Source organism: Microbulbifer donghaiensis, assembly GCF_900129095.1.
In the GTDB taxonomy this organism is placed as follows: Bacteria; Pseudomonadota; Gammaproteobacteria; order Pseudomonadales; family Cellvibrionaceae; genus Microbulbifer; species Microbulbifer donghaiensis.
Window position 1 is genome coordinate 24,373 of sequence record NZ_FQVA01000012.1, and the last position, 6,283, is coordinate 30,655.

Annotated in this window: 7 protein-coding genes; 3 read left to right on the forward strand and 4 right to left on the reverse strand. The window is 57.0% G+C overall.

What is annotated here, in order from left to right; all coding sequences use genetic code 11:
• Positions 1-280 precede the first annotated feature (280 nt).
• Complete coding sequence (locus BUC36_RS18415) at positions 281-574, forward strand: helix-turn-helix domain-containing protein (protein ID WP_073277954.1); 294 nt, start codon at positions 281-283, stop codon at positions 572-574.
• A gap of 146 nt (positions 575-720) precedes the next feature.
• On the opposite strand, the gene BUC36_RS19285 is transcribed toward BUC36_RS18415, so the two are convergent.
• The 3 genes from BUC36_RS19285 to BUC36_RS18430 form a co-directional block, all read right to left on the reverse strand.
• A complete protein-coding gene (locus tag BUC36_RS19285; RefSeq protein ID WP_073277956.1) occupies positions 721-924 on the reverse strand; it encodes a hypothetical protein in 204 nt (67 codons plus the stop codon).
• Positions 921-1,460 (reverse strand): hypothetical protein, encoded by a 540-nt coding sequence (locus tag BUC36_RS18425; protein ID WP_073277958.1) that lies wholly within the window; start codon positions 1,458-1,460, stop codon positions 921-923. Before BUC36_RS18425 ends, BUC36_RS19285 begins: the two co-directional genes overlap by 4 nt.
• Positions 1,461-1,966: 506 nt before the next feature.
• A complete protein-coding gene (locus tag BUC36_RS18430; protein ID WP_073277960.1) occupies positions 1,967-3,553 on the reverse strand; it encodes an AMP-binding protein in 1,587 nt (528 codons plus the stop codon).
• A gap of 300 nt (positions 3,554-3,853) precedes the next feature.
• Between BUC36_RS18430 and BUC36_RS18435 the strand changes: the two genes are divergently transcribed.
• Complete coding sequence (locus BUC36_RS18435; protein ID WP_200797326.1) at positions 3,854-4,849, forward strand: SphA family protein; 996 nt, start codon at positions 3,854-3,856, stop codon at positions 4,847-4,849.
• A 57-nt stretch (positions 4,850-4,906) separates the two neighbouring features.
• Complete coding sequence (locus BUC36_RS18440; protein ID WP_073277962.1) at positions 4,907-5,488, forward strand: LOG family protein; 582 nt, start codon at positions 4,907-4,909, stop codon at positions 5,486-5,488.
• Between the two features lie 475 nt (positions 5,489-5,963).
• On the opposite strand, the gene BUC36_RS18445 is transcribed toward BUC36_RS18440, so the two are convergent.
• Positions 5,964-6,283: integrase core domain-containing protein (locus BUC36_RS18445; protein WP_143187049.1), on the reverse strand; the 320-nt coding region annotated here is incomplete at its 5' end.

Consider the following 6,283-nt stretch of genomic DNA (forward strand, 5'->3'; position numbering starts at 1 on the left):
CAGCTTTTGAGCTGATTAGATTAGGTGAACCTCGACTGGCAGCGCATTGGACCACTGTAGTGAACCAGAAGAAGCCTGATATCAGGCTAATGGATCACGATAGTGACCCAAGTCCCTATGCGATAGCCATAGCTCCATGCGCAACTCATAAGTTGTTGTTCCATTCGGGCCAACTACGAGTGGGCAGAAACAGCATATATGATGTAAATTCAGCATTGCACAACATATAAGTTGTAATTATGCTCTGAACAACTTATGTGATGTTTGATGGGGGCTTCCAATGGAACTGACTTCGCAGATCAAGAAGCGCCGCCTGCAACTGGGTCTTCAACAGAAGGACATGAATCTGCGCATTGGCATGAGCCAGCAGCAATTCCAGCGCATCGAAGCCGGCGGCAACCCTCGGTTGAGCTCTCTGGAGCTGATTGCCGAGGGCCTGGAGGCGGAACTGATGCTGGTACCTAGGGAGAAGATCCGCGCCGTAAAAGCGCTGCTCAGTAACGACGGCTCTTCAGGGAAAAGCGGTAGCAAAACCAGTGTGGACGAGGATCCCTGGGCAGACATTTTAGATTGATGCGGGAGCAGCTGCCCTCTCCACCCACCTACTATCTCGGTTTCTTGTCGAGACTTATTTTGTCTTTGTTCCCTGGCGTTACATCATTCGGGGCAACCACTTTTTTCTCGGACTTCAGAACGGCTGCTATTCTAGCCTTGGCCTCGTTAAGATTTTTTACTTCTATCCTGTTTTTCATCTGAATCCTCTCCAGTGTCGCTGTCAATTTCGTTGTCTTGCTTCCTGATCAGATCGGGAGATCCTGATCGCGTAACGTCCTCGGGAAATTCCGATTCCAGAAGGCCCTTGTTTTTTTCAATGGACCTTTTCATCTTTTTAAGTCTTTCCTGATAAGAGCCTTTGTCTTTCATAATTTCTTTACACAGTAGTCTGGAAAGTATTTAGCGCCTTTTGACGGTACATATGTATAACCGCGCGAAACATAGTAGTTTTTAACACTCTCGTTGATCGGCTCCATGATTCTGATCTCTTCTGCACCCAGCAAACTGGCATATGCGATCAACGAAAGTTCGGTTATAAGGAATACCCGCCCTTTCAAGTAACTATGCCCGGCAATCCGTTCCACAAGTTCCAGGCGAACTCTCGATCCATTGTAGGAAGGTCGCCCTAGGGCTAGCGACTCCAGCCTGTTCTGGTACCAGATAGCAAGCTCAAAGCGCTTGGGATACCGCTTGCGATAGAGCTGGCAATCACGCTCCCAGTTGAAATCAACCTCTCTTCCCGGGATGGTCGCCCAGAGCCTCGCTTGAGCCAATGCCCTTTGGTTAATATCCGCCAAGGTTATGAGATGGGAGTCAGAATAAGTCAGAGTTTCTTTTACATGTTTGAAAACTTCCGACCTGTATGCGCTATATCTGCGCTCCGCATCCATGTGCGTTGCTAACATAGTCACTCCTTTGACTTTGGTTAACGTCAATAAAATTCGATTATTTGAGCTGCAAGTTGCGCCGCCAGAGTCTATAAATCAGCGGCCAGCAGGAGTTGCTCACAGTATCCCAAGATCCGTTGAGTCGCAATTGAGATAGATAACTGCTACTGAGCGATAGAGAGGAAGTTAAGAAGTGGCCGATGTATTTCTGGCGCACCTGACCGGAGGCGGAGACAGTTTGATCAGGAATTCCGGCGGATCGGCAAAGCCAGCGGATAGTGCTCGGCTACATAGCGATTTTCTGCTCCGATAACCCACCGAATTTTCACGAGGGCACCTATAAAAGGTCCGTTTCTCGTCGCCCCCACGACTCGCCAAAAGTGGTGAAGCTTACGGGGAATCCATAGGCCGTGGGGTTTCTGGATTCCCGCTTTCGCGGGAATGACAATTTTTAGAGATGACCCCATAAAACGCGGACCTGGGCCCGCGTTCTGATTCGACAGCTTTGAGATGCTCAACCTAAGTCAGGCGCTCGCCGGCACCGGCTGATCGCGCAGCTCGCGCCGCAGGATCTTGCCGACGGTCGATTTCGGCAGCTCCTTATGCACGATCACATGCTTGGGCACCTTGTAGGCGGTCAGTTCCTGGCGGCAGTAGTCGACGATTTCCCGCTCGCTGATATCGCCCGCCAGCACCAGGTGCGCGACGACGGCCTCGCCAGTTTTGTCGTCCTCGGTGCCGGTAACCGCGGCCTCGACAACCTGCGGGTGGCGCGTCAGCACGTCCTCGACTTCGTTCGGGTACACATTGAAGCCGGACACGATAATCATGTCTTTCAGGCGGTCGACGATCTTGATATTGCCGTTGGCCTGCACCATGCCCATATCGCCGGTGCGGAAGAAACCGTTGTGCATCACCTTGGCGGTCTCTTCCGGGCGCTGCCAGTAGCCCAGCATCACCTGCGGGCCGCTGATCACCAGCTCGCCCACTTCACCGACCGGCAACGCGTTGCCGTCCTCGTCCCAGGCTTCCACCTTGGTCTGGATCAGCGGGGAGCCCACGGTGCCGATCTCCTCGGCGCCGAAGGTGTTCAGCGTGGCGACCGGCGAGGTTTCCGACAAGCCATAGCCCTCGGTCACCGGGCAGCCGGTAACGGAATGCCACAGATCGGCCGCCGCGCTGGTCAGCGCGCTGCCGCCGGAGAAGGTGACCTTGAGGCTGGAGAAATCCAGGGCCTGGAAACCCGGGTGACGGCACAGGCCGACAAACAGCGTATTGATGCCGGCGAGGCCGGTGAACTCGAACGGTTGAATGGTTTTGACAAAGCCGTCCAGGTCGCGCGGATTCGGAATCAGGACATTCATCGCGCCCAGGCTGAACAGCGCCATCATGTTCACGGTAAACGCGTAGATGTGATACAGCGGCAGCGGGCAGACAAAAATCTCCTCGCCCTCGCTGCAGCGCTGGCTGATGCGGTCGAGCATCTGCGCGGCGTTGGCGAGAATATTTTCGTGGGTCAGCGCCGCGCCTTTGGCGACGCCGGTGGTGCCGCCGGTGTATTGCAGCACGGCGATATCTTCGCGGGTGGCGGTCAGCGGTTGCAGTTCCGGCAGCGCGGTGCCCTGCTCCATCGCGGCGACAAAGTCGCAATAGCCGTGGCTTTTATCTTGCGGCGGCGCGATCAGGTCGGCGGCGCCGGTCACCAGCACGTGTTCGATACCGGTATCGGCTTTGATCTCTTCGAACTTCGGCAGCATGTCCGCCAGGATCACCAGTGCGCGGGCGCCGGCGTCAGTGAACTGGTGCTTCATTTCCCGCGGCGTGTACAGCGGGTTGGTGTTGACCACCACCAGGCCGGCGCGCAGCGCGGCGTAGGCGGCAATCGGGTATTGGGTGATGTTGGGCAGCTGGATGGCGATGCGATCACCGGCTTGCAGGCCACACTCGTACTGCAGCCACTTGGCGAGGCTGCGGGACTTTTCTTCCAGCTCGGCGAAGGTCAGCGTCTGCCCGAGGCAGTGGTAGGCCGGCTTGTCGGAAAACTTGTTGCAGTGGAATTCAATAAACTCCGCGGCGTTGCGGAACTGCGGATATAACTTCTGATCGCTCATTATTATGTTCTTACCTCTCTCACCAAGCGTTGTGTGCGCCAGCGGCACCGGGGTCAATAGTGCCCGAGGGCTCTATTGGCTTTTTGCGTCACGTCTGTATCCGCTTGCGGGGGAGTACAGTGCGGGCAGTATCCATTGTGCCGCCAGCTTCATCGCGCGAACTGTCAAATTGTTTACGTTCTCCCGCGCTAAACCTGACTGGTTTACACAATACGGTCCAGGTTTGCCGGAGGCGACAGCTAAACTGAATCTGCACTTCTCCCACGGAAATGGGAGCGACGACGCAGAGGAGGCGCCGGAGTGACTGCAAATGTTTCCCTATCCCGGCCGGCGGGTGCCGCTACCTGCGCGGCGGTACTGGCCGGTGCGCTAGCCCTGCTGCCGGCGTCGATGGCCAATGCCACCGAGGGCGGCATCGGCTACTACGTGCCGGGCACCATGGCCACGCTGATCGACCGGGCGCCGGTGCAGCCCGGCTGGGTGATCAAACCGCAATACATGCATTACAGCGGCGACTTCGGTGCCAGCACCGACACGCCCATCGCCGGCGTGGTGGCGCTGGGGCTGGATGTCGATGTCGATGCTTTTGCGCCCGGTGTTATCTATACCTTCGAACAACCGGTGCTGGGCGCCAACTACAGCCTCGGCGCTTTTCCGTCGTGGGTAGACGTGACGGTTTCCGGTGCGGTCGAGACCAGCTTCGGCAACGTCAGCCGAAAGGATTCCGTCTCGGGACTGGGGGATACCACGCTGATCCCGGCGCTGATGGCCTGGGTGGACGATTGCTGGCAATACAACTTCCTGGTTGCCGCGCACGCACCCACCGGCGACTATGAAGTCGGCCGGCTGGCCAACGAGGGGCTCAACTACTGGGCGCTGGACGTGACCGCGGGCGCTGCCTATTCGAATCTGGCGGCGGGTTTCAATTTCTCGGCGTTTGCCGGTGTCATGTTCAATGACGAGAATTCGGACACGGACTACCGCAGCGGCCGGCTGTTCCACCTGGATGCCAGCATCCAGCAGATGATCAAGGCCGGCAGCGGTTTCGTTACCCTGGGCCTGAACGGCTTCTGGGCAGAGCAGCTGAGCCCGGACCGCAAGCCGGGAGTAATCATCACCGGTGACTTCGAGCAGCGCTCGGCGGGAATCGGGCCGGTATTCGGCTATTTATTGCCGATGGGCAGTGACAACTTCCTGGTGGAACTTAGCTGGCTGCCTGAAATGGATACCGAGAACACACCGGAAGGCGACTACTTCTGGCTCAAGGTGGTGTACCAGTTCCAACCGGGTAAATAGTTCCGGCTTGCGGAGATATTTTGGAATCAGCCAACAGGGATTGAGAGAAGGAAAAGAATGAAAAATATCTGTGTCTACTGTGGAGCCAACACCGGGCGACGCGCGGAGTACACTGCAGCGGCCGATGCGCTGGCGGCGGAGCTGGTCGCGCGGGATATCGGCCTGGTATTCGGCGGGGGCAGTATTGGCATTATGGGTGCCGTGGCCGATGCGGTGCTGGCGCGGGGCGGCCGTGTGACGGGAATTATTCCGGAGGCGCTGGCGGTAAGGGAGGTGCCGCACCGCGGCCTTACGAAAATGCACGTGGTGGGTTCCATGCACGAGCGCAAGGCGCTGATGGCGGATCTGTCCGATGGTTTTATAGCCCTGCCCGGTGGACTCGGCACCATCGAGGAACTGTTTGAAATTCTCACCTGGTCGCAGCTGGGTTTTCACGCAAAACCCTGCGGGCTGTTGAACGTGGCCGGCTATTACCGGCACCTAATCGCCTTCCTCGATCACAGCGTGGCCGAGGAACTGCTGCTCCCACAGTACCGGCATATGTTGCTGGAAGCGGACGACCCGGCGCACTTGCTCAGGCAGATGCAGGACTACCAGGCGCCGGCGATGGACCATCGTATCAGCCGCGAACAACTCTAGCGGCTGTCCGGCTCAATGTGACACTGCGGTTACTCACACATTACTTGGATAGATCTGTGAATAACTTTGGAGTATCTGACGCGAGCCGCGTAACTACTGGCGTCGGCGGCGGCGGGTGAAAATGCAGCGTTTTTTCTACGACTTGTTCGGACTGCTGAGAGGAAAGCCGAACAGGGCGGCGAGATCCAGGCCGTCGGCGTAACGGTCAAGGGCGAGCCCTACAAGAACCTCGAGGCCGAGGCGAAACGCTTGATGAAGCAGCAGTAACGGGACAGCACGCGATTCTTACTAGCGCTGAAACTGTACATCCGTAGGAGCCTGCTTGCAGGCGAACAGGGACGGAGCTCCGTAGCTTTTCGCCTGCAAGCAGGCTCCTACAGCGACGTGCCCATCACTCAGGCCCTGATGGGCACGCTTCGCTTTGCCCATCCTACAGATTCTTTGTCCCGTCCTGAAATACGTTGACGGTTTTCAATTAAGCCAGCTTCTGATCGGAGCTGGCTTTTTTGTGCACAGATTCTGGCGTTTCCATGCCGAGGCTCAAGTGCGGCCGTAGGTGATTGTAGGCGTAGATCGACTCAGTGAGGAGCGCCTGTAGTTCCGCAAATGTGCGACAGCGGACCGTGAGGAACTCCTGTTTCAGGATGCCATTGACGCGCTCAGCCAGTGCATTTTGATAGCAATCGTACCCGTCGGTCATCGATGGCTGAATGCCGCTTTTCCTCAGTTCCTTTTGGTACAGCGCCGAACAGTATTGAACCCCTCGATCTGAGTGGTGGATCATTGGCGTTGATG